Here is a 26,358-nt window from a genome sequence, read left to right as displayed (position 1 = left end):
CACCCGCTGCGGCGCCCCACCCAACTGTTCTGCTACCTGTCCCGGCGATTTGTACGCCTGCCGGGCAGCCATCCATCCCTAGTATTGGCGGCATGGCAAGGCAGCCAGGCGCCACACCGGCCGCCCCGCTGCCGCGCCATGCCCCACGCCATTGCTCCAGGGAGATTCGCCATGCAACCAGCGCTTGTGCAACCAGGTTCCGCCGCCGTCAGCCTTGAGGCACTTGTACCGGCCCAGGCATCGGGCGCCTGCCGGGACCAGCTGGGCCGCCCGCTGCGGGACCTGCGGTTGTCCGTGATCGATCAGTGCAACTTCCGCTGCACCTACTGCATGCCCAAGGCGCGCTTCGGGCGCGACTATCCGTTCCTGTCCCCCGAGCAACGCCTGTCTGATGTGGAACTGCTCCGGATCGTGCGGGCCTTTGTCAGCCTTGGCGTGGAGAAGGTGCGCCTGACCGGCGGCGAGCCGCTGCTGCGCAAGGGCATCGAGTCGCTGGTCGAGGGCATAGCCGCCATGCGGACCGTCGACGGCGGCCAGGTGGAAGTGGCAATGACCACCAATGGCAGCCTGCTTGCCCGCAAGGCCCGCTCGCTGCGGGACGCGGGCCTCGGCCGGGTCACGGTCAGCCTGGACAGCCTGGACGACCAGATCTTCCGCGCCATGAACGACGTCGATTTCCCGGTCGGCCGCGTGCTGGAGGGGATCGAGGCGGCATGCGCCGCGGGCCTGGCGCCGGTCAAGGTCAATTGCGTGGTCGAGCGCGGCACCAATGACGCACAGGTGCTGCCGCTCGTCGAGTACTTCCGCGGCAGCGGCGTCACGCTGCGCTTCATCGAATACATGGACGTGGAAGGCCCCAGCGCGTGGTCCCGGTCCCGCGTCGTCGCCTCCGACGAGATCCGCGGCATCGTCGAGCGCGCGCATGCGCTGGTACCAGTGGCAAGGCGGGACGGCGAGACGTCCAGCAACCATGCGCTGGCGGACGGCAGCCTGAAGCTGGGCTTCATCTCCAGCGTGTCGCACCCCTTCTGCGGCGATTGCACCCGCGCGCGCGTTTCGGTCGACGGCCGGCTCCACCTGTGCCTGTTCGCCACGAGCGCCGTCGACCTGCGCCGGCACCTGTCTGCCGCTCGCCCGGTACAAGCCGTGGCGGATGCGGTACGGCAAGCGTGGCAGGCGCGCGCAGACCGCTATTCCGAGCTGCGCGCGGGCAAGCTGGCCAGCGGCAAGCGGCAGTACCCGACGGTGCGCATGTCGCTGGTGGGCGGCTGAGCCGCGGGGCGCTGGTCTCAGGCCGGATCCGGGAAAACCTGCGCGGCAAGCGCCGCGCCGGCTTGCGTCAGGCTCGCGTGTCCGCGGCCTTCCTCGTCGATCGCGACGTCGGCCAGTCCGGCGGACTGAAGTTGCGTCAGCACGCGCCGCAGCACGCTCATCGGCAGCGCTGCCCGCTTGGCGATCTTGGCGAGCGACCAAGGGCTGGCGCCGCCCTCGCGCCCGGCTTGGCACAGGACTACGAGGACTGCCAGGATGGCGGGATCGATATCAGCGTCTTGCATGGTCGTGGTTGTCCTCGCCCGACTGGCGGTTGCGCGCAAGCAGGTGTTGAGCGATCTTGCCCAGCGTCTGCACGGCGGACTCGATGCCGGGCGACCATTCCGCGCTGTAGTTCAGCCGGATGCAGTTGCGGTAAGTGGCCCCAGGCGCGAACATATGCCCCGGTGCAACGGTGATGCGGCGCTCCAGCGCCGCGTGGTACATCTCCATGGCGTCGATGCCCTCCGGCAGCTGTACCCACAGCACATAGCCCCCGCTGGCCGCGACGTGGTGGTGCCCTCGGGGAAAAACCTGCGCACGGCGGCGGCCATGATGCTGGCCTGCTGCGCATAGGCCTTGCGCACCCGCCTCAGGTGGGAGTCGTAGCCATCGTTCTTCAGGAACTCCGCGATCGCCAGCTGCGGGATGGCCGGCGTGGTCAGCGTGTTGAGGAACTTGAGCCGCTCCACCACGTCCCGGTAGCGGCCCGGCAACGCCCAGCCGATGCGAAAGGCATTGGTCAGCGTCTTGGAGAAGGAGGCGCAATGTAGGACGATGCCGGCCGTGTCATAGGCCTTCAGCGAACTGGGATGGGACTTGCCATAGTAGAGCTCGCCGTAGACGTCGTTCTCGATGACGGGGATATCCTTGGCAGTCAGCATCGCCACCAGGTTGCGCTTTTTTCATCGGGCATCTGGAAGCCGAGCGGATTCTGGAAGTTGGGCATCACCATGCAGGCGGCCACTCCCTTTTCGTCGATCAGCCGCTCAAGCGCGCCGATATCGATCCCCTCCACCGGATCGGTCGCCACCTCGATGGCGCGCATCCCCAGCCGTTCGATGGCATGGAGCATCGCGTAGAACGTCGGCGACTCCACCGCGATCGTATCGCCCGGCTTGGCCACCGCCTGCAGGCAGAGGTTGATGGCCTCGGTGGCGCCGATGGTGACGATCACCTCGTTCGGGTCGATGGCGTAGCCGTTCTCGAGATAGCGGCGCGAGATCTGCCGGATCAGCTCCGAGCTGCCCGGCGGCAGGTCGTCCAGCATGGTCCACTTGGCGTAGCGCCGCGCGATGTTGTTGGCGTACTGGCTGATGCGCTGCCAGGGAAACAGCGCGGCGTCGGGATAAGGCGAGCCGAGCGGCACGGCCTTGTCCGAGCGGATCGAGCGCAGTGTGGAAAGCACCAGCGCGCTGACGTCCACCGCGGAAGGCTTGGCACTGGGCCGCGACGGCCGCAGCTCGATCGCCGGCTCGCCCGGCCGGGCGCGCACAAAGTACCCGGACTGTGGCCTGCTTTCGATAATGCCGCGGCTCTCCAGCGTGACATAGGCGCGGATCACCGTGGTGATGCTCATGCGGTGGTGCTGGCTTGCCTGCCGCACCGAGGGAATCCGCTCGCCGGGCAGCAAGACACCCTGCAGCACCAATGCCTCGATATCCGCAGCCAGCTTTTCATATAGTTTCACGCCGCGCTCCCCTCGCCAGCCATTCCACTCCGGCCCGGCCGGATCGTTCCCTGCCCCGGGGCTGCCGTTGCGCCGGCTGCCCTGCGCCGGCTTGCCGTCAACTGAGCCAACGATGGAGATCATAGTACGGCAGCGGCACATTATGGAGTTGCCCTGCACTTTGCGGCCCCACACGCACAAAGCCGCTGGCCTGGCCTAGCGCCGACACGGAAGCAGCACCCTGCTGGGCATTGACCTGGACGATGCCTTCCCGGCCGCCCGGGTTGCTGACTTCGCCCACGCGCCAGAACGCGTCGCACGATTGCGTGCGCGCGCCAGCCAGCGCCGCTCGGACCAGGCTCACCGGCGGGAACAGCTCAGCCCGACCCTGCAGCCGGCGCAGCAGCGGTGTCACAAGCAGTGCAAAGGTCGCATAGGCCGCCGCCGGGTTGCCGGGCAGGCACACCACGGGCTTGCCGCGCAGGCGCCCCACCGTCACCGGCTTGCCGGGCTTCATGTTGACGCCCCGGCAGAGCAGCTCGCCGCCCGCCGACGCCAGCGCCGCGACTGCGAGGTCGCGCTGGCCGACCGAGGCCCCGCCGGCGACCAGCACCAGGTCGGCGTCGGACGCCAGTTCGCGCAGCATGTCATGGAGGGCGCGCTCGTCGTCCTGCACATGGCGGTGGCAACAGACCACGGCGCCCATTTCCTGCACGAGGGATTCGAGCATCGGGCCGTTGACATCATGCACCTGGTACACGTCGCGTGGTTCGTCGTGCGCCGCCACTTCGTCGCCCGAGGTCAGGATCGCGACCTCGACCAGGCGGCAGACCGGCACCTGCGCCAGGCCCTGTGAGGCCAGTGCGGCAATATGGCCGGCCTGCAGCAGCGTGCCGGCCGACAACAGCAGGTCTGCACGGCGCGCATCCTCGCCCTTGCGCCGGATGTGCTGGCCCGCCACGGGCGCCCTGGCGCAGGTGACGCCACGATAGGTCTCCAAGGCATCCTCGAGCGCGACGACGGCATCGGCGCCAGGCGGGATCACGCCACCGGTGTAGATGCGGATGGCATGGCCGGGCAGCAGCGGCTGCGCTCGCATGCCGGCGTAGACAACCTGCTGCAGCGGCAAGCAGGCGTCGCCGCGACAGTCTTCGCTGCGGACCGCGTAGCCATCCATGGCGCTGCGGTCCGCCGCCGGCGTGTCGATGACCGCGGCCAGGTCGCGCGCCAGCACGCGGCCGGTCAGCAGCCCCAGCCACACGGTTTCGGTTTCTGGCACCGGCTCCGCGCACATTGCGAAGACGGCCTGCGCCTCGTCAAAGCTCAGCATGCCGCGCCTCCCGCCGGAGCGCACGTGGTGTGCGCATCGTTGCCGCCGCCCGGTGTTGCGCCGGTATAGTCGACATAGCCGTCCTTGCGGCAGAAACTGAGCAGACGCAGGCCGGCCTGCTCGGCGATCCGGATTGCCAGCGAGGTCGGCGCGGAGATCGTGGCCAGCATCTGGATATTCATGCGCGCCGCCTTGCGCACCAGTTCATAGCTGGCGCGGCTGGACAGGAACACGAAGCCGTCGTCCATCGCCACGCGCTGCATCGCCAGGTGGCCGATCAACTTGTCCAGGCCGTTGTGCCGGCCGACATCCTCGAATACATGCAGGATCTCGCCGCGCTCGTTGCACCAGGCCGCGGCGTGGACGCCACCCGTGGCCCGCATCAGCCGCTGGTGCGACGGCAGCGCCTCGACGGCGCGCTCGATCACCTCGCGCGACGGCGCCAGCCGCTTTGCCGGCTCCGGGATGCGCGCGGGCACCAGGTCGAGCAGCTCGATGCTCTCGATGCCGCAGACACCGCAGCCGGTGCGGCCCGCCAGCGAGCGCCGGCGCGCCTTCATCGCGGCGAAGGCGTGTTCGCTGATCTGCAGCCGCACTTCGGCGCTGTGCCGGTGCACGCGCGCTTCCAGGTCGTGGATCTGCGCGTTGCCGCTGACGATGCCCTCGGTCAGCGAAAAGCCGACCGCGAACGCCTCCAGGTCCAGCGGCGTGGCCATCATCACGGCGTGCGAGATGCCGTTGTATACCAGGGCCACCGGGAGTTCTTCCGCCACGTTGTCGGTGGCCGGCTGCGCCGCGCCGTCCTTGTGCCGTACGATGCTGCGCGCTTCATAGCCTGAGTGTTCAACCAGTTCAACCAGTTCAACCGGTTCGGTGCAATCCATGGGAACCTCGCGAAGATTGATGCCACCCCGGCACGCGTCGGGCGCCATGGGGCGTTGTCGGATACTGTTGGGAATGATGGTAAGCAGGGGCCGCGGCGCACGAGGGATACAGTTGCGCCAGTCCGCGACATCCACAGATGCCTGCGCGCACCGCGCTTTACTCCCCGGCGCCGCTTTCCCCGTCGTCGGTGCTGGGAAAGCGGTACTGCCCGTAACGCAGGATCAGCACGCCGCAGGCCAGCATGACAACGCCGGCACACAAGGCCAGCATGTGGAACTCGGTGGACTCGCTAAAGCGCAGGATCAGGTCGCGCGCCAGCGAAACCATCGCGATATACAAGGGGAAGCGCACCGGCAGCTGGCCGAGCTTCAGGTAGCGCACTACCATCGCCAGCACCTCCAGGTACAGGAACATCAGCAGCAGGTCGGTAATCGAGACCGCGCCCATGCCCGCAACCTTCCAGCCTTCCTGCGCCATGATGAACGTCGTTGCCAGGCCGATCACGACCAGGCCCGCCAGTTCCGCCATGCCCAGAAAGGATTCAAGGCGGGCGCGCACCAACCCTTGGCCCGGCCGGGAGCCGGGTTTTCTGTCCAAGCTCATTGCTCTGCTGCCGCGGTTACGCCGTCGCGGGCTGGCGGCTGGAGGGGCTCAGCAACACCGGCACCGATTTGGATGTGGGCGTGCCACAGCCATCGCCGGTGCTCTCCAGGGGCACCAGCGGATTGGTCTCGGGATAGTACGCACCCAGGCAGCCTTGCGGAATGTCGTATTCGACAAGCACAAAGTCCTCGACGTGGCGCTGCACGCCATCGTCCCAGACACTGGTGATGTCGACATGCTGCCCCGCCTTCAGGCCAAGCAGTGCCAGGTCGGCAGGATTGATGAAGACTACCCGGCGCAAGCCGAAGACGCCGCGGTACCGGTCGTCCAGGCCATAAATCGTTGTGTTGTACTGATCGTGCGAGCGCGTCGTCATCAGCACCATCAGCCGGTCGCCATACTGCTCGCGGGCACGATGGATGGGGGTGTCCTTGTCGATGCGATTGACCAGGAACTGCGCCTTGCCTGACGGGGTGTGCCACACGCGGTTGCGGGACGCAGGCGTCAGGTGGAAGCCCCCGGCACCGCGACACGCTCGTTATAGCGCTCGAATCCCTCGACAACCATCTCAACGGCATCGCGGATGCGGGCATAGTCCTGGGCATACCACAGCCAGTCGATCTTCTCCGAGCCGAGCGTGGCAGCCGCCATGCGCGCGACAATGGCAATCTCCGACAGCAGGTGCGGCGACGCCGGTGCGTTCATGCCAAAGGAGATATGGACCATGCAGACCGAGTCCTCGACGGTGACGCCCTGCGGCACCCCGGCCTGCAGGTCGATCTCGGTGCGGCCCAGCGTGGGCAGGATCAGCGACGCCTTGCCGTGCACCAGGTGACTGCGGTTGAGCTTGGTGGCGATGTTCACGGTCAGCGCGCACTTGCGCAACGCCTCGAAGGTGCGCGGCGTGTCGGGCGTGGCCGTGGAGAAATTGCCGCCCAGGCCGATGAAGACCTTGACTCTGCCGTCAAGCATCGCCGAGATGGTGTTGACCACGTCGTACCCATGCTCGCGCGGCGGCTCGAAGCCAAATGTAGCCTGCAGGCGGTCCAGGAACGCTTCCTCGGGTTTTTCCTCGATGCCCACCGTGCGGTCGCCCTGCACGTTCGAATGCCCGCGCACCGGCAGCAGCCCGGCACCGGGGCGCCCGATGTTTCCGCGCATCATCATCAGGTTGGACAAGATCTGCACCGTCGGCACGGAATGCTTGTGCTGCGTCAGCCCCATGCCCCAGCACGCGATCACGCGCTTGCCCTTGGCGTAGACCTGGGCCAGCGCGTCGATATCCTCCTGCGATACGCCCGACTCCGCGATGATGTCCGCCCAGCTTTGCGCGCGCAGGTCTTCGACAAAGTCGCCGAAGCCAATGGTGTGCTCGCGCACAAAGTCCACGTCGATCAGGCGCGTGCGGCCGTGCCTCACCGCCTCGTCGTCCAGTTCGGAGAGGCGCTTGGCCATGCCCTTGATCAGGGCAAAGTCGCCGCCCAGCTTAGGCTGCACGAACATCGAGGCGATCTTGGTACTGGAGCCGGTCAGCATCTCCACCGGATGCTGCGGGCTGGTAAAACGCTCCATGCCACGTTCGCGCAGCGGATTGATCGATACGATGGTGGCACCGCGCCGCGCGCACTCGCGTAGCTCGCCCAGCATGCGCGGATGGTTGGTCGCCGCGTTGTGGCCAAACAACAGGATAGTGTCGGCATGCTCGAAGTCATCCAGCACCACGGTGGCCTTGCCCGCGCCTACCGTCAGCGGCAAGCCGCGGCTGGTGGCTTCGTGGCACATGTTCGAGCAGTCGGGGAAGCTTGTTGGTGCCATAGGCACGCACGAACAGCTGGTAGAGGAACGCGGCCTCGTTGCTGGCACGGCCCGAGGTATAGAAGGCGGCCTGATTCGGATCGGGCAGCGACCGCAGGTGGTGCCCGATCAGCGCAAAGGCCTCGTCCCACGCGATCGCACGGTACTTGTCGGTCTGTGGGTCGTAGACCATGGGGTGCGTCAGCCGTCCGTGCTGTTCCAGCTCGAAATCCGTTTGCGCCATCAGCGATGTGACCGTGTGCTGCGCGAAGAATTCCGGCGTGACGCGCATGCTGGTGGCCTCAGCCGCCACGGCCTTGACGCCGTTCTCGCAGAACTCAAAGGTGGAAGCGTGCTGCCGGTCCGGCCACGCACATCCGGGACAGTCGAAGCCATCCGCCTGATTCTGCTTGAACAGCATCTTGTACTTGCCACCGGCAACCTTCTCCTTGATCAGGTTGATGGCAACGTACTTCAGCGCACCCCAGCCGGCCGCGGGGTGGGTGTAGGAGGAGATATGGCCTTTTTCAGGCGTCGGGGAGCTCATGGCGTGGTGTCCTGTAGCGACTGGAGCGGCGTCCGGCCTGGCCCATGGGGTCGGTCCGGATCGTCGCGGTGCCACCAGATTAGGTCTCGCGGGTGCGCCCGGGTACGTACAAACGGCAGCGCTGCCTGGGAGTACAGTTTTTCGCTAGCTGCCTCTTCGTGCCTCTTCGCCCTAGGATGCATGCCAACCGTGCTCGTCCGCGACCGCGTCTTCTGCATCCGTTTTGCCCCCAAGCTGGGCCAGGTGTCAGGCCAAGGCATCGACGGCGACCAGCCAGCGCAGTAAGCACCCGTGTGTGCCAACCTGCGCAGTTGGCCCGCCGGCGCACGTTGATCACACACAAGATACTTTTTAGGCACTTATCCATTATCTATTCGCCGATCACCCGCAAAATCTTGAAATAGAACTATAAGTTGTTGATATATAATAATTTTCATATTCAATCCTCAATTCAGTATCTATTCATGGTTGCGCATACCCCTGCTCTGCTGGACGCCCTTAGCCAGGGCCCCGCTAATGCGGGGTACCTGTGTGGGCGGCTAGGGATCAGTCAGCCCACGCTATCGCGCCGTATCGCAGAAGCCGGCGATCGCGTTCTGCGCATTGGCAACGCCCGAGCTGTACGCTATCTGGCACGCCGAAGCGTGGCGGGGCAGGCGCAACTGGCGCTGTATCGTGTGACGGGTGCAGGACGCATTGAGCAATGGGGTGAGCTGTTGCCGGTCCATCCGGGCTTTGTCGTACGCCAGCCTGGCCAAAACGACCGCTGGTTCGAGGGCTTGCCATGGTGGTTGCTGGACATGCGCCCGCAAGGCTTTCTTGGACGGCACTGGGTACGCCAGCGCGCCGCTGGGCTCGGTTTGCCCGATGATCTGCTGACCTGGAGCGACGACCACGTGCTGGCCGCGCTGGCAGCGGGACAGCATGACGTGACCGGCAATCTACTGCTGGGTGACCTGAGCCGAGACGCCTGGCTGGCGCACCAGCCGGACAACATCGCCGCCGGCGAACGTGCTCAGCGCTTTCCGGGCCTCGCGGCCCAGTCGATGGCGGGCGAGCGGGTCGGCTCCAGTGCCGGCGGAGAGCAACCGAAGTTCGCCATCCAGGTCGATGGGCAGGACGTTCTGGTCAAGTTCAGTGCCGCGCAGGACAGCGCGATCAGTCAGCGTTGGCGAGACCTGCTATTGGCGGAACATCTCGCCCTGCAGCAGTTGGTGGATCACGGTTTGCCCGCGGCTAAGAGCGAGTTGCTGGATGCCAGCGGCCAGCGCTTCCTGCAGGTCGCCCGCTTCGATCGCACCGCGCAGGGCGGCCGGCGGGGCGTGGTGTCCCTGGCTGTGCTGGACGCGGAATTCGTCGGACGCGGCCGAGGTGCTTGGCCGGCCATCACCGACGCGCTGCTCAAGCAGGATGTGATTACGGACCAGGCGCACCACGATGCCGGCCGGCTATATGCCTTCGGCCGTCTGATTGGCAACACGGATATGCATTTTGGCAATCTCGCCTTCCTGCATGACGGCGCGCTGCCGCTTTCATTGACGCCGGCTTACGACATGCTGCCCATGGGCCTGGCACCCGACCGCAGCGGCGCAATGCGGGACAACCTGGACGCGCTCACGCCGCCCGCGCAGCCGCCGGCCGATATCTGGCAGGAGATGCTGCCGTCGGCCCGCACTTACTGGCGACGGCTCGCCGAGCACCCGCTGGCCAGCGCAGAATTTGCAGCGATTTCAGGACAGCAGCAGGCCTGGCTGGACGACGTCGATCGGCAACTCGAACGCCTGGCCTAAGACAAAGCCGCCGAACGGGCCAAAGCCGCGCGCCATGACGACGGCTGTCACTCCCTCTCCCCTCAGGGGAGAGGGCCGGGGAGAGGGGTGGCTTAGCTAGGAGCCACGTCAAGCGAAGCCCGTGGGGTTGTCCAGCACGCAGGCGTAACGAGCGCCCGCCCTCTCCCCAGCCCCTCTCCCGCGCGCGGGAGAGGGGAGCGAACCGGCGGCATTGAGAACGCTGGTCGAACAAACCTATCGCTGAGCTTGCTTAAGCAGTTGCCATCAAAAAATATCCCCGATCACCTGCCGCAGCCATGCATGCCCCTGATCGGTCTGGTAGCGCTCATGCCAGTACAGGGACACGCTGAGTGCCGGCAGGGAGATCGGAACCTCCTTGATCACCGTACCGGTGCTGCGTGCCAGGGCGTTGGCGACGCTGCTGGGCAAAGTCGCGATCATGTCGGACGCGGCGACCACATGCGGGCAGGCCAGGTAGCTCGATAACGTGACCGCCAGTTGCCGGCTCCGGCCCAACCCTTCCAGCGCACGGTCGATCCGCTCGCTGAAGTAGCGGGTATGCGCGGCCAGGTCGATATGTTTGTAGCGCAGGAAGGCGTTGAGGTTCCAAGGGCGCTCCAGCGAGGGATGGCCGGCGCGCATCAGGCATACCGTGGGCTCCTCGAACAGGAAGCGCGCGCGCAGGTTGGGCGCCGGCTCTGGGTAGTAGCCGGCGATCAGTTCGACATGGTTGGTCTCGAGCATGCTCAGGCCGTGCTGCAGGCGCGCGGGAAACACGCGCAACTGCATATGCGGCGCTTCCTGCGCCACCCTGGCCACGACCTTGGGCAACACGGTGAACTGGACATAGTCGGTCGCATAGATGGAGATCACGCGCTTGCTGCTGGCCGGCGAGAATTCCTCGCGCGGCGCGGTGGCGGCTTGCCACTGCTGCAGGATAGGGGCAAAGGTCCGGTGCAACTCCAGCGCCCGTGCGGTGGCCTTCCACTGCGCGCCTTCGCGTACCAGCAGCGGGTCATTGAACAGCCGCCGCAGGCGGCTCAGCGCCGCGCTCATGGCGGGCTGGGAAAGCTGCATCTGCTCGGCCGCACGGGACACGTTGCGGCACGAAATGAGTGCATCGAAGTGCGTGACAAGGTTCAGGTCGGCACTTTTCATGGGCTCGGATCCATTAGGAACACAGCTTAAGCGAGCGCCGTGCCAGCGCCAAAGGCTGTCAACGTGCATTGGCAGCCATGCCAGCGGCGGCGCGCAGTATTTGTCTGATGGATACCAGTATAAAGGCGACCGTATCGCATGGCGGCCGGCAGCCTGCCTAATATGGGGTCAACCGGCTTTCGTCGCGCCGGCCTCAATGCCGCTCGGCGAAGTACCCGGCGCACGGGGTCCGGCCAGCCTGCCAGCCCGAAACCAGGGCCCGCGGGCGCTGCGCAGCCGGTTCCCCCACTACGGAGAACTAAGCGATGCCGCGCCTGAAGCACCTGTTGTCCTGCCTCCCCGTCTTGTGTCCACTCCTGCTGGGCAGCACCGGCGCGCAAGCGCAGGCCCCTGGCCGGCCAAGGTGATCCGCCTGGTTGTGCCGTTTGCCGCGGGCGGTTCGACGGACCTGATCGCGCGCAAGATCGCGGAGGACCTGGGAGAGCGCGTCAAGGGCACCGTGGTGGTGGAGAACCGGCCCGGCGCGGGCGGCACGGTGGGCAGCGAGTTCGTAGCGCGCCAGCAGGCGGATGGCTACACCATCCTGATGGGTTCGGTGAGCACCCATGCGGTGGCGCCCAGCCTGTTCGCCAAGCTGCCATACGACCCGCTCAAGGACTTCACGCCGCTCACCATGGTCGCCACCATCCCCAACGTGCTCGTGGTGAACAACGCGGTGCCGGCCGGCAATATGAAAGAGTTCGTGGGCCTGCTCAAGCGCGAGCCGGGCAAGTACGCCTTTGCCTCCAATGGCCAGGGCACATCGAACCATCTGGCCTACGAGCTGTTCAAGTCCACCGCAGGGGTATCGCTCACCCATGTGCCCTACAAGGGCTCTGGCCCCGCCATGGCCGACCTGATCGGCGGGCATGTCAACAGCATGATGGATGTGGTGATGACCTCCTACAGCTACATCAAGGGCGGCAAGCTCAAACCCATCGCCGTGACGTCGCTCACGCGCTCGCCGATGCTGCCGGAGGTGCCCACGGTGGCGGAGTCCGGCTATCCGGGTTTCGAGGCCATTGTCTGGTTCGGCCTGTTCGGGCCGCCGAATATGCCGCCCGAGATCGCGGGCCGCCTGTCGCGCGAACTGATGGCGGTCATGCATGACAAGAAGATGAGCGGCTACCTCACCGAGCAAGGCGCCCAGCCGTCAGGCATGTCCCCGGCGGAGTTCACGCAGTTCATCCGTACCGACATCGCCAAATGGCACAAGGTGGCGGCGGTCGCCGGCATCAAGCCCGAATGAGATGCTGCCGGGCTGCCCCTGCCGCCAGGCAGGCAGCCAAGGCGCGCGTCCGACTCCCGATCTCCCCAACACTCAGCTCCCCATCCTCACCAGCGCAACCCAGGAACCCAACATGTACCGAATCGGTATCGACGTCGGTGGCACCTTCACCGACTTCACCATGATCGACGAGGCGGCCGGGGCCGTGCAGTTCCATAAAGTCCCCTCCACCCCGCACGACCCGTCCGAGGCCATCGAGCGCGGCATTGCCGAACTGCTGCGCGAGCACGGCGTGGCGCCCGCCGAGGTGGCGCACGTGGGCCACGGCACCACCGTGGCCACCAATCTCATCATCGAGCGCAAAGGCGCGGCAGTGGGCCTGATCACCACCCAGGGCTTCCGCGACATCCTGGAGATCGGCCGGCAGACCCGCCCTCACCTGTTCGACTACAGCGTGACCAAGCCGCCGGTGCTGGTGCCCCGCGCGCACCGCATCGAAGTGCCGGAGCGGCTGGATGCGCAGGGCCAGGTGGTCACGCCACTGGACGAAGCGGCCGTGCGCCGCGCCGCGCAAGCCCTGCGCGCCGCCGGCCTGGAGGCGGTGACGATCTGCTTCCTGCATGCCTACCGCAATCCGGCGCACGAGCAGCGCGCCCGCGCCATCGTGGAAGAGGTCATGCCCGGCGCATATATCAGCCTGTCGAGCGAGGTACTGCCGGAATTCCGCGAGTACGAGCGGCTTTCCACCACCGTGCTGAACGCTGCCGTGGGCCCGCGCATGGCACGCTACCTGGACCGCTTCATGGCACGCGTGGCCGAGCTGGGCATTGCCCAGCGGCCCTACACCATCCATTCCAACGGCGGCCTGATGTCGGCCGCCGCGGTGCGCCAGTATCCGGTGCGCACCTGCCTCTCCGGCCCCGCCGCCGGCGTGGTGGGCGCGGCCGCGGTGGGCCGCGCCATCGGCCGGCCCGACCTGGTCACCTTCGATGTCGGCGGCACCAGCACCGACGTCTCGCTGATTTCCGCGGGCCGGCCGCTGTTCACCTCGAACCGCCACGTGGCTGGCTATCCGGTCAAGACGCCGATGGTGGACATCCACGTGATCGGCGCGGGCGGCGGCAGCATCGCCTGGCGCGACGACGCCGGCTCGCTCAAGGTCGGCCCGCATAGCGCGGGGGCCGTGCCCGGCCCCGTGGGCTATGCGCGCGGGGGCACCGAGCCCACCATCACCGATGCGCAGATCACGCTGCAGCGCCTCAACCCGGTCGCGCTGCTCAAGGGCCGCATGCCGGTGGACCTGGCGGGTGCCCGCCGCGTGATTGCCGAGCAGGTGGCAGCGCCGCTGCGGATCCCGCTGGAAGACGCCGCCGAGGGCATCATCCGCATCGCCAACGCCAATATGAGCCGCGCCATCCGCGCCGTGTCCACCGAGCGCGGCTACGACCTGTCGCGGTTCGCGCTGTACGCCTATGGCGGGGCCGGGCCACTGCATGCGGTGGAGGTGGCCGAGGAATGCGGCATTCCCAAAGTGATCGTGCCGCAGGAGCCTGGCACCATGTGCGCGCGCGGCATCCTGCTAACCGATATCTCGTTCGACTTCGTGCGCAGTGAGATCTCGCTGGCCGATGGCGACGGCTGGGAAGGCGTGGTCAGTGCTTTCGCCCAGTTGCGCGGCGAAGCGCAGGCCTGGCTCGAGGCCGAGCATGTGGCGCCGGCCAGCCAGCGCCTGCACTACGCCATCGATGCCCGCTACGACGGCCAGAACTTCGAGGTCCAGGTGCCCATGGAGGCCATCGACGGCGACCAGCTGGCGCCCTTCCTGGCGGCGTTCGAGGCCGAGCATGCGCGCGAGTACGGCTACCAGGTGCCGGGACGGGCGGTGCAGATCATCAACTGCCGGGTGCAGGCGGTCGGCAACGTCATCAAGGCCCTGCTCGCGCCGGCCCGTGCCGGCGGCACGCTGGCCCAGTCCCTGACGGGAGAACGGAAGGTCTACCACGGCCGCGCGCATGGCTGGCGCCTGTCGCCGGTCTACGATCGCGACCGGCTCTGCGCGGGCCTGCGTATCGACGGCCCGGCGGTGATCGAGGAAATGAGCTCGACCACCGTGCTCGGCCCCACCCACCATGCCGAGGTCGACGCCTATGGCAACCTCATCGTCACGGTGGCCGCCGGCCAGCGTGAGTCCCACCGCACGAGCCAGCCAGGCCAGGGCATCAAAGCAAGCCAGGCGATACAGGAAAGCGAACATGTCCATTGAATCCCCCGCGCCGCAGACCCGAGCCAGGACGCATTGGCCGACCCCATCGAGATGGAAGTGTTCAGCAACCGGCTGCTGTCCATCACCGAGGACATGAACAACACGCTGGTGCGGGCCTCGTTCTCCACCAATATCAAGGAGCGCAAGGACTGCTCGGTGGCGCTGTTCGATGCGGCCGGGCGGCTGGTGGCCCAGGGCACGCAGATCCCGCTGCACCTGGGCTCGCTGAATGGCGCCATCGAGGCAGTGCTGGCACAGTTTCCCGCGGATACCATCCGCGACGGCGATGTCTTTATCTGCAACGACCCCTACCTGGCCAACGGCAGCCACCTGCCTGACATCAACATCGTCACCCCGGTATTCTGGGAAGGCACGCTGCGCTTCTTTACCGCCAATATCGCGCACCATTCGGACGTGGGCGGCGCAGTGCCAGGGTCCATCGCCGGCACGCTGCGCAGCATCTTCGAGGAAGGCGTGCGCATCCCGGCCTGCCGCATCGCGCGTGGCGGCGAGCTCAATGGCGACCTGCTGCGCCTGGTCTGCAGCAATACGCGCGATCCGGAGGAACGCATGCTGGACCTGCGCGTGCAGATGGCCACCAACGCGCGCGGCGCCGAGGCGGTGCGCGGGCTACTGCGCCAGATGGGGCTCGAGGCCGTGCTGCGCTCGGTGGAAGACGTGATCCGCTATACCCGCCGCAGGCTGGCCAACCGCGTGGCCGAGCTGCGCGAGGGCAACTACACGTTCACCAGCTACCTGGACGACGACGGCATGGGAGGCGATCCGGTGCCCATCTGCGTTACCCTGACCGTGGCGCAAGGAAGACTGCATTTCGACTTCACCGGCTCAGGCAGGCAGGCGCGCGGCGCCATGAACCTGCCGATCAATGCTTTGCGCGCCACCGTGTACTACGCCGTCAAGGCGCTGCTGGACCCGGAGCTCGTGCCCAATGCCGGCATGTTCGACCCCATCAGCATCAGCGCGCCTCGCGGCACCATCACCAATCCCGAGCCGCCCGCGGCGGTGGGGGCGCGCTCCATCACCGCGCAGAAGGTAGCGGGCGCCATCTTCGGCGCCTTCCGCGGCCTGCTGCCGGCGGAAAAGATCATGGCCTCGGGCAATGACTCCTGCCCGGCTATCGTGTTCTCCGGGCGCTTGCGCCAGCGTGCGGGCGACTTTGTCTACCTGGAGACGATCGGCGGCGGCAGCGGCGCACGCTATGACGGCGACGGCATGGACGCGGTGCACGTGCATATGACCAACACGTCCAACCTACCGGTCGAGGCGCTGGAGAACGAGTATCCGTTGCGCATGGACGAGTACGCGATGATTCCCGACTCCGGCGGCGCCGGCCGCACGCGCGGGGGCCTAGGCATCGCCAAGCAGATCTGCGCGCTGGTGCCGGGCATAGTCTTTTCCGCGCGCTCGGACAGCCATACGGTGGGCGTGCCCGCCGGCGTCGATGGCGGCAATGACGGCCGCCGCGCGCGGCTGGTGCGGAACTCCGGCACCGCGCAGCAAAGCGAGCTGTTCTCCAAGACCGCCAATATCGCGCTGGAGGCCGGCGAGAGCGTGCGCATGGAAACACCGGGCGGCGGCGGCTATGGCGATCCCGCGCAGCGCAACGCCCAGGCACTGGCGCGGGACCTGCGCGACGGCAAGGTGACGCCCGCCGTGGCGCGGCAAGCCTATCCCGGCTACGTCGACGACCTGCCCTAAGCTGCGAGCGGCACAAGCGGCACAAGCGGCGCAGTCGGACCTGCGCCGCTTGTGGCGACTCCCATACAACCCACATACCACCCTCATGCCACCACCAGTTGCGGGTCCAACTGGGCGAGCGCGAACGCACGCGTGTGGGCGATAAACGATTTCAGCAACAGCGACGGCGGCCGCTGGGTCGAAAACAGCACGGAAAAATCCGTGGTCAACTGCGGCTCGAAGACGCGAAAGCAAATGCCCTTGCCGCGATACTCCAGCGCGGTGATCGGATCGATCAGCGCCACCCCCAGGCCCGCCTCGACGAATGCGCAGATGCTCCACGACACCTGCGTTTCCACCTGCAACTGGCGCTCGATCCCATAGGACGCGAACAGCGCATCGATCTGCAGGCGCGAATCCAGCGCGCGCGGATGCGAGACAAATTTCTCGCCCGCCAGGTCATGCGGCCGGATCACCGCCTCGGCGCACAGCCGGTGCCCGACCGGCAGCGCGCACACCATCCGCGTGGAGATCAGCCGCTCGCCATGCGTACTGGGGTGGTTCATCGACAGGATCGCCAGGCCGACATCGCAGCGCTGCCCCACCACCATGTCCACCACGGTGCGGGATGAGTGCGTCAGCATGGAGATCTGCGTCTGACCGTGCTGCGTCAGGAACTCCGCGATGGCGCGCGGCAGGAAGGACAAGGCCAGCGCGGGCGCCGCCGCAATCTGCAGCGAGCCGCGCTGCAGATCGCGGATGTCCTGCGCGGCCAGCGCGATGCGCTCCACCCCGACCAATGAACGCTGCACCTCCTCATGGAGCACCTGCGCCTCGGCGGTCGGGTACAACCTGCCGCGCACACGCTCGAACAGGGCAAAGCCAACAGATTCCTCAAGGTCGGCAATGAGCCGGGTGGCGGCCGGCTGTGAGATATGCAGCATTTCCGCGGCGCGCGTCACCGTCTGGCAAAGCATGACGGCGCGGAAGGCTTCGAGTTGTCGGATCTTCATGCCGTAAGTCTATAACACCATGTTATGGACAGGCCAAAAAAGAATTTTCCAAGTGTTGGCAGCCCCTCTAATCTATGCCCGGCAGCAAGGATTCACGCAGCCTGTTTCCGAATTTTCTGTTGCGGCGCAACCATAACTTTTTTGCATTGATTTGGTGAAGCGCCGCCCATTACCGGTGCACACGGAGGAAGGAAAAGATGAAGCAGCACATTGTGGCGGCAGCCATCCTGGCGGCATTCTCGGCATCGGCAGCCGTGGCGCAGCAGCCCACCTTGTATGTGGGTTCCTACGGCGGCTCGACCGAAAAGCTGTTCAAGGAAAAGATCATCCCGGCCTTCGAAGCAAAGGAGAAGGTCAAGGTGGTGTATGTCTCCGGCAACTCCACCGACACACTGGCCAAGCTGCAGGCGCAGAAGGGCCGGCAGGAGCTGGACGTGGTCCTGCTCGATGACGGCCCCATGTACCAGGCGGTGCAGTTCGGCTTCTGCGACACGCTCAAGGATGCGCCGGTGTACAAGGAGCTGTATCCGCTTGCCCGCCTGACCGACAAGGCTACCGCCGTGGGCGTGGTGGCCACCGGCCTGGCCTACAACACCGAAGCCTTCAAGAAGGCTGGCCTGCCCAAGCCGGATTCCTGGGAGGCGCTGGCGGACAAGAAGCTGAAGCAGAAGATCGCCATCCCGCCCATTAGCAATACCTACGGCCTGCAGACGCTGGTGATGTTCGCCAAGCTGCGCAAGGGCAGCGAGCAAAGCATCGACCCCGGCTTCACCGCACTGACCAAAGAGGTGGGACCAAACGTGCTGGCCTGGGAACCGTCGCCGGGCAAGATGACCGAACTCTTCCAGAACGGCGATATCGCGCTCGCCGTGTGGGGCAGCGGCCGCGTGCAGAGCCTGAAGGATACCGGCTTCCCGGTGGAATTCGTCTACCCCAAGGAAGGCGCCCCCGCCTTGATGATCGCGGCCTGCCCGGTGGTGCAAAGCGATGTGCCCGCGCAGGCGCAGGCGCTGGTCCAGTACCTGCTGACACCGGATGTGCAGGCCATGCTGGCGGATTCGCAGGGCTGGGGGCCGGTCAATGCCAAGACCGCGCTCGATGCCAAGGTATCGGCCAAAGTGCCCTATGGCAAGGCGCAGATCGACAAGCTGCTGCCGACCAACTGGACGCTTGTCAACGACAAGCGCGCCGAGTGGACTAACCGATGGAACCGCACCGTGGAACGCTGAGCCAGCGCCCCCTCCCGTAGTCGCCACGACAGACGGAGCCTCTTGCGGGGGCGCCGCGCCAACCACGAAAAGACCATGACGTTCCTCACTCTAGACAGTCTCGCCAAGGCCTATGGTGCCTTCCACGCCGTCGAAAACCTGAGCCTGGAGGTCAGGCGCGGCGAGTTCCTCTCCCTGCTCGGGCCCTCCGGCTGCGGCAAGACCACCACCCTGCAGATGATCGCCGGCTTTGTGGAGCCCACCCATGGCCGCATCCTGCTCGAGGGCCGCGACATCACTGCCCTGCGCCCGGAAAAACGCGGCATGGGCGTGGTGTTCCAGAGCTATGCGCTGTTCCCGCACATGACGGTGGCCGCCAATATCGGCTTTGGCCTGGAGATGCGCGGCGTGGCCTGCGCCGAACGCCGCCGGCGCATCGACGAGACGCTGGACCTGGTGCGCCTTGGCGGCCTTGGCAAGCGTTACCCGCGCGAGTTGTCGGGCGGCCAGCGCCAGCGCGTGGCGATTGCCCGTGCGCTGGCCATCCGGCCCGAGGTGCTGCTGCTCGACGAGCCCATGTCCAACCTCGACGCCAAGCTGCGCGAGGACATGCACATCGAGCTGCGCGCGATCCAGCGCCACCTTGGCATCACCACCATCCTGGTGACCCACGACCAGGTCGAGGCCATGACCATGAGCGACCGCATTGCCGTGATGCACGGCGGGCGCATCGTGCAGCTGGCCGCGCCCCTCGAGGCCTACGAGCGTCCGCAGTCCGCCTTTGCTTCCGGCTTCCTCGGCAAGACCAATGCTATCCGCGGCGTGGTGGAAAAGACCAACCCGCGCTGCTGCGAAGTGCGCCTGGGCGCCACGCTCGCGCATGTGCCGCACGAGGGCCGCGAGGTTGGCAAGGAGGTGCACGTCTACGTGCGCCCCGAGAAGATCCGCCTGGCGCCGGCGAATGCCGGCGGCATCCCCGCCACGGTGCAAACGCGCCTGTTCCTGGGCAATCACTGGATGCTGGAAGTGCAAAGTGCGCTCGGGCTGCTGCGCGTCAGCCAGCCCAACCATGGCGCCGCGCCGCCCGAGGAAGGTTCGGCGGTCAGCGTGCTGTGGTCGGACGATGACCTGCGGGTACTGACGGCGGAGCAACATCATGGCTGACACCACCGTCTCCACCCTGCCCTCCGGCGCCCCGGCCGCGCCCGCCAAGGCTGCCACCGCCAGCAACGATGCGCATGCCGGATCGGCGCCCTGGCTACTGTCGGCACCCGCGCTGCTGCTGTTCGCCGCGATGCTGCTGGTGCCGCTGGCGCTCACCGCGCTGCTGTCGTTCCATGTCTTCGACGGCACGCGCGGCGTGCTGCCCGAGCTGACCATGGCCAACTACCTGGAGGTGCTGGGCGACAGCTACTACCACGAGATCTTCCTGCGCACCGCGGGCCTTGCACTGGCCGTGACCGTGCTGGCCGTTGCGCTCGGCGTGCCGGAGACCATCATCCTGGCACGCATGCAGAGTCCCTGGCGCGCGTTGTTCCTGATCGTGATCCTTGGCCCGCTGCTGATCTCGGTGGTGGTGCGCACGCTCGGCTGGGCCATCCTGCTGGGCAACAACGGGCTGATCAACGAGGCCCTGCAATGGATGGGCATTGTCGACGAACCGGTCAAGCTTGTCTTTACCCTGACCGGCGTGGTGATCGCGCTCACCCACGTGCTGATCCCCTTCATGGTGATCTCCGTCTGGGCCGCGCTGCAAAAGCTCGACGCGCAGGTCGAGAACGCCGGCCTGGCCTTTGGCGCGTCGCCCTTCACCGTGTTCCGCCGCATCATCCTGCCGCAGATCCTGCCGGGCATCCTGTCGGGCGGCATCATCGTGTTCGCCCTGGCGGCATCGGCCTTCGCCACGCCGGCCATCCTTGGCGGGCGCCGCCTCAAGGTGGTCGCCACCGCGGCCTATGACGAATTCCTCAACACGCTGAACTGGCCGCTCGGCGCAACCATCGCCGTGCTGCTGCTGATCGCCAACGTGATCATCATCGTGGGCTGCAACCGGCTGGTGGAGCGGCGCTTCCGCCAGGTGTTCGAAGGCTGAGCAAAGCAAGAGAAAAGAGAGAGGATCATGCGCAAGAACGGACTGTTTTCCCTGCTTTACCACAGCCTCTTCATCGCCTTCATCGTGGCGCCGCTGCTCGTGGTGGTGGCGGTCTCCTTCACCGGCAAGGGCTATATCTCCCTGCCCACCGACGGGCTCTCGCTGCGCTGGTTCCGCGCTATCGGCGACGCCCACGAGATTGTCGACGCGTTCTGGCTATCGCTATGGCTGGGGCTGGCCTCGGCCACCATCGCGGTGGCGCTGGCCGTGCCGGGCGCACTGGCGCTCACCCGTTACCGCTTTCCGGGGCGCGGCGCGCTGATGGGTTTTTTCATGTCGCCGCTGATGATCCCGCACGTGGTGCTGGGCGTGGCCTTCCTGCGCTTCTTCACCACGGTGGGCGTCAGCGGTTCGTTCTTCTGGCTGGCGCTGACGCACGTGGTGGTGGTGATGCCCTATGCGCTGCGCCTGGTGCTGGCAGCGGCGACCGGCCTGGACCGCGACGCGGAGCACGCCGCGCTGTCGCTCGGCGCGAGCCGCTTCACCGCTTTTCGGCGCGTGGTGCTGCCGCTGATCCTGCCGGGCGTGGCGGGCGGGTGGATGCTGGCCTTTATCCAGAGCTTCGACGAGCTGACCATGACCGTGTTCGTCGCCACCCCGGGCACCACCACGCTGCCGGTGGCCATGTACAACCAGATTGCCCAGACCATCGATCCGCTGGTGGCCTCGGTGTCCACGGTGCTGATCGTCGGCACGCTAGTGCTGATGGTGCTGCTGGACCGCATCGTCGGGCTCGACCGCGTGCTGATCGGCAAGAACTGAACGCCCGCGCTAGGCGTCTTTCGCAACCCACTTTCATCATGACCACAAGCGATCTTATTGTCATCGGCGGCGGCCTGGTCGGCACCGCCATCGCCTACGGCGCCGCCCGCAACGGCGTGCGCGTGACCGTGCTGGACGAAGGCGACGATGCCTTGCGTGCCTCGCGCGGCAACTTCGGCCTGGTCTGGGTCCAGGGCAAGGGCCATGGCATGGCGCCCTACGCCAGCTGGACCATGGGCTCGGCGCGGCGGTGGCCGGCGCTTGCCGCCGCGCTGCTGGAAGATACCGGCATCGATGTGCAGCTCAAGCAGCCGGGCGGCTTCCACCTTTGTTTTTCCGCCGAGGAGATGCAGGCGCGCGAGGCGCGGCTGCAACGCATCCAGGACAACCTTGGCGGCGACTATCCGTTCGAGATGCTGGACCACGGTCCGCTGGGCGCGCGCCTGCCCGGCATCGGCCCGGACGTGGCCGGCGCCAGCTACACGCCGATGGACGGTCATGCGAACCCGCTCAAGCTGCTGCGCGCCTTGCACACGGCATGCCAGCACCGTGGTGTCCGGATACTGCCCCGGCACGGCGTGGGACAGATTGCGCGCGATGGCGCGGGCTTTGTCGTGGAAGCCGGCGGCACGCGCTTTGCGGCGCCCCGCATCGTGCTGGCGTCTGGCCTGGGCAATCGCGCGCTGGCCGGGCAGATCGGGCTGCATGCGCCGGTGGCGCCCAACCGCGGCCAGGTCCTGATCGGCGAGCGGGCCTCGCACTTCCTCGACCATCCCACCACATACGTGCGGCAGACCGACGAGGGCACCATCCAGTTGGGCGACTCGATGGAAGATGTCGGGTTCGATGACGGCACGACGGTGGACGTGCTCGGCGCGATCGCCAGGCGCGGCGTGCGCAGTTTTCCCGCGCTGGCCAGCCTCAAGCTGGTACGCGCCTGGGGCGCCCTGCGCGTGATGACGCCGGACGGCTTCCCGATCTACCAGGAGAGCGCCGCCTGCCCCGGTGCCTTCGTCACCACTTGCCACAGCGGCGTCACGCTGGCCGCCGCCCATGTTTTCCGCGTGGCGCCGTGGGTCAGCGGCGGCGCCACGCCCGAAGGCATCGACGTATTCACCGGCGACCGCTTCCTCGATACCAACCAGGTTTTTAATCATGCCCACTGAAGCCCTGTTCCGCCCGCTTGCCAACGGCGCCGCCATGGTGACGATCGAATTCAACGGCCAGCCCCTGCGCGTGCCCTGCGGGCGCAGCGTGGCGGCCGCGTTGCTGGCCAGCGGCGTGACGCCCCTGCGCACCACGCCGGTCAGCGGCGCTGCGCGCGCGCCCTACTGCATGATGGGCGTGTGCTTTGAATGCCTGATGGAGATCGATGGCCAACCCAGCCGCCAGGCTTGCCTAGTGCAGGTGCGCGAAGGCATGGCCGTGCGCAGCCAGCATGGCGCGCGCGACCTTGAACTCGATCCCGAGACGGAGGCTGGCCATGCCTGAGCATCAATTCGATATCGCCATCATCGGCGCCGGCCCGGCCGGCATGGCCGCTGCCGTGGCCGCCACCGCCCATGGCGCGCGCGTGGCGGTGCTGGACGAGCAGGAAGCCCCCGGTGGCCAGATCTATCGCGCCATCACGGCGGCCACGCCGGAGCGGCTGCGCATCCTCGGGCCTGACTACGCGGCCGGCGCCGCCCTGGCCGAGGCCTTCGCCGCCAGCGGCGCGCAGCACATCACCGGCGCGGCAGTATGGCAAGTCACGCGCGAGCGGGTGGTGCATTACCTGCGCGATGGCGGCGTGGCGAGCCTGCAAGCCGATCAGGTCATTCTTTGTACCGGCGCCATGGAGCGGCCCTTCCCGATCCCGGGCTGGACCGTGCCCGGCGTGATGACCGCGGGCGCGGCGCAGATCCTGCTCAAGAGCGCCGACCTGGCGCCCGCCGAGCCGGTGGTGCTGGCCGGGTGCGGCCCGCTGCTCTACCTGCTGGGGTGGCAGTATGCGCGCGCCGGGGTGCCGATCCGCGCCATAGTCGACACCACCGATGGCGCCGACTATCGCCGCGCGCTATCCCACCTGGGCGGCGCGCTGGCCGGCTGGCGCTATCTGAAAAAGGGCCTGGCGCTGATGCGCACGCTCAGGAAGAGCGGCGTGCCCTTCTACAAAGGCGCCACCGGCCTGGCTGTCGAGGGCGACGATGCCGTGCGCGCGCTGCGCTTCACCAGCGGCGGGCGCGAACAACGCATCGAGACCCGCACCGTGCTGCTCCACCAGGGCGTGGTACCCAATACGCAGTTCACCTGGGCGCTGCGCGCCGCGCATCGGTGGGACGATGTCCAGCTGTGCTGGCAGCCGCAGGCGGACGAATGGGGCGCGCTGGACATTCCCGGCATCTCTATCGCCGGCGACGGACGCGGCATCGGCGGCGCGCTGGCGGCACGCCTGCAAGGCGAGCTCGCCGGGCTGGCCGCCGCGCACGCGGCAGGCCGGCTGGACGCCGCGGGGCGCGACCGCCACGCAGCGCCGGCCCGCGCCGCGCTGCGCTCGCATCTGCAGATCCGGCCCTTCCTCGATGCGCTGTATCGCCCCAAGGCTGCCAACCGGATCCCCGCCGACGAGGTCGTCGTGTGCCGCTGCGAAGAGGTCACGGCCGGCGAGATCCGCGCGTTCGTCGAACTGGGCTGCGGCGGTCCCAACCAGACCAAGTCCTTCGGCCGCTGCGGCATGGGCCCGTGCCAGGGCCGGCTGTGCGGGCTGACCGTCACGGAAGTCATTGCGCAGGCGCGCGGCGTGCCGCCGCAGGAAGTGGGCTACTACCGCATCCGCCCGCCCATCAAGCCGATCACCCTTGGCGAGCTTGCCCGTGAAGCCTGACGCCAAGCTGGGGGCCGATGTCATCATCATCGGCGGGGGCCTGCAGGGCACTTCCAGCGCGCTGCAACTGGCGCGGCGCGGCCTGCGGGTAACCTTGCTCGAAGCGCAATACTGCGGCCGGCACGCCTCCGGCGTGAACGCAGGGGAGTCCGCACGCTTGGCCGTCACGTTGCCGAGATTCCCCTCGCGCTTGCCGCGCGCGGGATGTGGCACCGCCTTGCCGAGCTGACCGGCGAAGATGCCGACTTTGTGCCGAGCGGCCAGCTCAAGGTAGCGGAGAGCGAGGCCGAGCTGGAAGTGCTGCGCGGCCGAGTCACACAGCTCGAGGCGTTGGGCTTTACACATGAGGAACTGGTAGACGCGCACACGGTGCGCAAGCTGGTGCCGTCGATCACGCCTCATGTCACGGGTGCGATCTGGGCACGCGACGATGGCCACGCGCTCCCCTACCGCGCCGTGACCGCCTTTCGGCGCGCAGCGGCGCGCGCCGGCGCCGCGATACACGAGGGCACGCCAGCGTTGCAGGTGGAACGCACCGAAAACCACTGGCTTGTCCGCACCCCGCGTGGCACCTTCAGCGCCAGTCACCTCGTCAACACGGCGGGCGCGTGGGCCGGCGAGTTTGCGGGACAAGTCGGCGAGCCGGTGCCGGTGCAGGTTGGCGGCCTGATGCTGATGATCACCTACCGCGTGGCCCCCTTCGTCAAGCCAGTGCTGGGCGCCACCGGCAGGGCGTTGTCGTTCAAGCAATTCGCCAACGGCACCGTGCTGATCGGCGGCGGGTTACGCTGCGAGGCCGATGCCAAAGCCCGCCACGGCGAGGTCGACATGCTCAAGCTCGCCACCAGCGCGCAGACCGTCACCGCCCTCTTCCCCCACCTCGGCCCGCTTGCCATTAATCGCGCGTGGGCGGGCGTTGAAGCCTTCATGCCAGACGACATCCCAGTCATCAGCCGCAGCCGCTGCGCGCCCGACCTGGTGCATGCGTTCGGCTTCTCCGCACATGGGTTCGAGCTCGGACCGATCGTGGGCCAGATCGTCGCCGAACTGGTCACCGAGGGGCGTGCCTCGCTGCCAATTGAAGCCTTTGCCATCGACCGCTTCGACAAGCCTCAAGCCGTGCGAGCGGCAGCTTTGCACGACTAAGCATGGCCCGTCTTCCAACCCACTGTTCACGCCAGCATCAACACCACTACCACCGACAAGAGGAATTCACATGAGCAATATCCAGCGTCACCAATCCACCAAACGGCTTTCCCGACTGGTTGTCCACAATGACATCGTCTACGTAGCAGGTGTCACCGCGGGTGACACGACCGCGGACATCGCCGGCCAGACGCGCGACGTGCTGGCCAAGATCGAAGGCTACCTCGCTAGCGTCGGTTCTGATAAGGAGAAGCTGTTATCTGTGCAGATCTGGCTGAAAGACATCGAACGCGACTTCGACGGCATGAATGTCGCCTGGGAGGACTGGATTTCCGAGCATGCCGTGCCGACGCGAGCCACTTGCGAGGCCAAGCTCGCGCGCCCCGAGTTGCTGGTTGAGATCATCGTGACGGCGGCGCTCTAGTGTCCCGTTCCGTTGTTAACGGATCTATATTTTTGTAGGATGTTGGTATCGACGAACGGGAGATGCCAACATGCCAATGGGACGACCGAAGCTGGATCTGGTGTTGAGCGAAGACGAGCGGTCTCAACTTGCCTCGATGGCGCGTTCGCGGAGTATCCCGGCGTCGCTGGTTGCGCGGGCACGCATCGTTTTGGGAACAGGACTAGCCCGCTGATGCGGGGGTGTCTCTTTAGGGCGGGGTTTTGATGCTTCTAGCTGCTGATGCAGAATAGCGTGAGTGGGCGATTTTTTAGCGCTTCTAGCTGCTGTCGCGGCTATACGGTGTTGGCCGTTTTAGAACGTGTGAGATGTCACTTTTCTTTACTCGTCAAGAAAAGATGGTATGAACGCGCCCCGTCCCCGCAGTGGAGCGCGAGGAGCCGAAACGGTAGTGTGGGTCGGGCAAAAAAAGCCTGAGGAGAAGGGGTCCCTCCAG

Annotated in this window: 19 protein-coding genes and 3 pseudogenes; 14 read left to right on the top strand and 8 right to left on the bottom strand. The window is 66.9% G+C overall.

Going from position 1 to position 26,358, the window contains the following annotated elements:
• Window positions 1-171: 171 nt before the first annotated feature.
• The gene (gene moaA, locus OMK73_RS13135; protein WP_267602447.1) at window positions 172-1,272 is read left to right on the top strand and encodes a GTP 3',8-cyclase MoaA; all 1,101 of its coding nucleotides are present in this window, start codon (window positions 172-174) and stop codon (window positions 1,270-1,272) included.
• 17 nt (window positions 1,273-1,289) lie between these two features.
• On the opposite strand, the gene OMK73_RS13130 is transcribed toward moaA, so the two are convergent.
• From OMK73_RS13130 to OMK73_RS13105, 6 genes and pseudogenes are all read right to left on the bottom strand, one after another.
• Window positions 1,290-1,556, bottom strand: coding sequence for a transcriptional regulator (locus OMK73_RS13130; protein WP_267602445.1), 267 nt, complete (start codon window positions 1,554-1,556; stop codon window positions 1,290-1,292).
• Window positions 1,543-3,001: pseudogene (locus OMK73_RS13125) on the bottom strand (PLP-dependent aminotransferase family protein). The gene OMK73_RS13130 and the pseudogene OMK73_RS13125 overlap by 14 nt, the downstream one beginning before the upstream one ends.
• A 97-nt stretch (window positions 3,002-3,098) precedes the next feature.
• Window positions 3,099-4,310: a molybdopterin molybdotransferase MoeA gene (locus tag OMK73_RS13120; RefSeq protein WP_267602444.1), complete on the bottom strand. Its 1,212-nt coding sequence runs from the start codon at window positions 4,308-4,310 to the stop codon at window positions 3,099-3,101.
• Complete coding sequence (gene fdhD, locus OMK73_RS13115; RefSeq protein WP_267602442.1) at window positions 4,304-5,194, bottom strand: formate dehydrogenase accessory sulfurtransferase FdhD; 891 nt, start codon at window positions 5,192-5,194, stop codon at window positions 4,304-4,306. Before fdhD ends, OMK73_RS13120 begins: the two co-directional genes overlap by 7 nt.
• A 157-nt stretch (window positions 5,195-5,351) precedes the next feature.
• Window positions 5,352-5,798, bottom strand: coding sequence for a phosphate-starvation-inducible protein PsiE (locus OMK73_RS13110; protein WP_420715528.1), 447 nt, complete (start codon window positions 5,796-5,798; stop codon window positions 5,352-5,354).
• A 16-nt stretch (window positions 5,799-5,814) separates the two neighbouring features.
• Window positions 5,815-8,139: pseudogene (locus OMK73_RS13105) on the bottom strand (FdhF/YdeP family oxidoreductase).
• Window positions 8,140-8,603: 464 nt separating this feature from the next.
• On the opposite strand from OMK73_RS13105, the gene yjjJ reads away from it, so the two are divergent.
• On the top strand, window positions 8,604-9,929 hold the full coding sequence (gene yjjJ, locus OMK73_RS13100; RefSeq protein ID WP_267602440.1) for a type II toxin-antitoxin system HipA family toxin YjjJ: 1,326 nt from the start codon (window positions 8,604-8,606) through the stop codon (window positions 9,927-9,929).
• 264 nt (window positions 9,930-10,193) lie between these two features.
• Here yjjJ and OMK73_RS13095 read toward each other — a convergent pair whose 3' ends face one another.
• Window positions 10,194-11,087, bottom strand: coding sequence for a LysR family transcriptional regulator (locus tag OMK73_RS13095; RefSeq protein ID WP_267602439.1), 894 nt, complete (start codon window positions 11,085-11,087; stop codon window positions 10,194-10,196).
• A 346-nt stretch (window positions 11,088-11,433) separates the two neighbouring features.
• Here OMK73_RS13095 and OMK73_RS13090 point away from each other — a divergent pair, with 346 nt between their 5' ends.
• The 3 genes from OMK73_RS13090 (at window position 11,434) to OMK73_RS13080 (ending at window position 16,336) form a co-directional block, all read left to right on the top strand.
• A complete protein-coding gene (locus OMK73_RS13090; protein ID WP_267602437.1) occupies window positions 11,434-12,375 on the top strand; it encodes a Bug family tripartite tricarboxylate transporter substrate binding protein in 942 nt (313 codons plus the stop codon).
• A gap of 112 nt (window positions 12,376-12,487) precedes the next feature.
• Complete coding sequence (locus tag OMK73_RS13085) at window positions 12,488-14,617, top strand: hydantoinase/oxoprolinase family protein (protein ID WP_267602436.1); 2,130 nt, start codon at window positions 12,488-12,490, stop codon at window positions 14,615-14,617.
• A 51-nt stretch (window positions 14,618-14,668) separates the two neighbouring features.
• Window positions 14,669-16,336, top strand: a complete 1,668-nt coding sequence (locus OMK73_RS13080; protein ID WP_267606360.1) for a hydantoinase B/oxoprolinase family protein — start codon at window positions 14,669-14,671, stop codon at window positions 16,334-16,336.
• An 83-nt stretch (window positions 16,337-16,419) separates the two neighbouring features.
• On the opposite strand, the gene OMK73_RS13075 is transcribed toward OMK73_RS13080, so the two are convergent.
• Window positions 16,420-17,328 carry a LysR substrate-binding domain-containing protein gene (locus tag OMK73_RS13075; protein ID WP_267602434.1) on the bottom strand — a complete coding sequence of 303 codons (909 nt, stop codon included), beginning with the start codon at window positions 17,326-17,328 and terminating at the stop codon, window positions 16,420-16,422.
• A 197-nt stretch (window positions 17,329-17,525) separates the two neighbouring features.
• Here OMK73_RS13075 and OMK73_RS13070 point away from each other — a divergent pair, with 197 nt between their 5' ends.
• From OMK73_RS13070 to OMK73_RS13030, 9 genes and pseudogenes are all read left to right on the top strand, one after another.
• Window positions 17,526-18,557, top strand: a complete 1,032-nt coding sequence (locus tag OMK73_RS13070) for an ABC transporter substrate-binding protein (RefSeq protein ID WP_267602433.1) — start codon at window positions 17,526-17,528, stop codon at window positions 18,555-18,557.
• 75 nt (window positions 18,558-18,632) lie between these two features.
• On the top strand, window positions 18,633-19,700 hold the full coding sequence (locus OMK73_RS13065; RefSeq protein WP_267602432.1) for an ABC transporter ATP-binding protein: 1,068 nt from the start codon (window positions 18,633-18,635) through the stop codon (window positions 19,698-19,700).
• Between the two features lie 130 nt (window positions 19,701-19,830).
• Complete coding sequence (locus tag OMK73_RS13060) at window positions 19,831-20,628, top strand: ABC transporter permease (RefSeq protein ID WP_267606359.1); 798 nt, start codon at window positions 19,831-19,833, stop codon at window positions 20,626-20,628.
• Window positions 20,629-20,655: 27 nt separating this feature from the next.
• Window positions 20,656-21,450, top strand: coding sequence for an ABC transporter permease (locus tag OMK73_RS13055; RefSeq protein WP_267602430.1), 795 nt, complete (start codon window positions 20,656-20,658; stop codon window positions 21,448-21,450).
• Between the two features lie 38 nt (window positions 21,451-21,488).
• The gene (locus OMK73_RS13050; RefSeq protein ID WP_267602428.1) at window positions 21,489-22,616 is read left to right on the top strand and encodes an NAD(P)/FAD-dependent oxidoreductase; all 1,128 of its coding nucleotides are present in this window, start codon (window positions 21,489-21,491) and stop codon (window positions 22,614-22,616) included.
• Window positions 22,606-22,941, top strand: coding sequence for a (2Fe-2S)-binding protein (locus tag OMK73_RS13045; protein ID WP_267602427.1), 336 nt, complete (start codon window positions 22,606-22,608; stop codon window positions 22,939-22,941). Before OMK73_RS13050 ends, OMK73_RS13045 begins: the two co-directional genes overlap by 11 nt.
• On the top strand, window positions 22,934-24,313 hold the full coding sequence (locus OMK73_RS13040; RefSeq protein ID WP_267602424.1) for an NAD(P)/FAD-dependent oxidoreductase: 1,380 nt from the start codon (window positions 22,934-22,936) through the stop codon (window positions 24,311-24,313). Before OMK73_RS13045 ends, OMK73_RS13040 begins: the two co-directional genes overlap by 8 nt.
• Window positions 24,303-25,459 (top strand): annotated as a pseudogene (locus OMK73_RS13035) (NAD(P)/FAD-dependent oxidoreductase). The gene OMK73_RS13040 and the pseudogene OMK73_RS13035 overlap by 11 nt, the downstream one beginning before the upstream one ends.
• A 70-nt stretch (window positions 25,460-25,529) precedes the next feature.
• Window positions 25,530-25,883 carry a RidA family protein gene (locus tag OMK73_RS13030; protein WP_267602422.1) on the top strand — a complete coding sequence of 118 codons (354 nt, stop codon included), beginning with the start codon at window positions 25,530-25,532 and terminating at the stop codon, window positions 25,881-25,883.
• Window positions 25,884-26,358: the final 475 nt, after the last annotated feature.

The sequence above is a fragment of the Cupriavidus sp. D39 genome (assembly GCF_026627925.1).
Taxonomy (GTDB): Bacteria; Pseudomonadota; Gammaproteobacteria; order Burkholderiales; family Burkholderiaceae; genus Cupriavidus; species Cupriavidus ulmosensis.
Note: the sequence above shows the minus strand (reverse complement) of the source record. Positions and strands in the feature narration are given on the sequence as shown.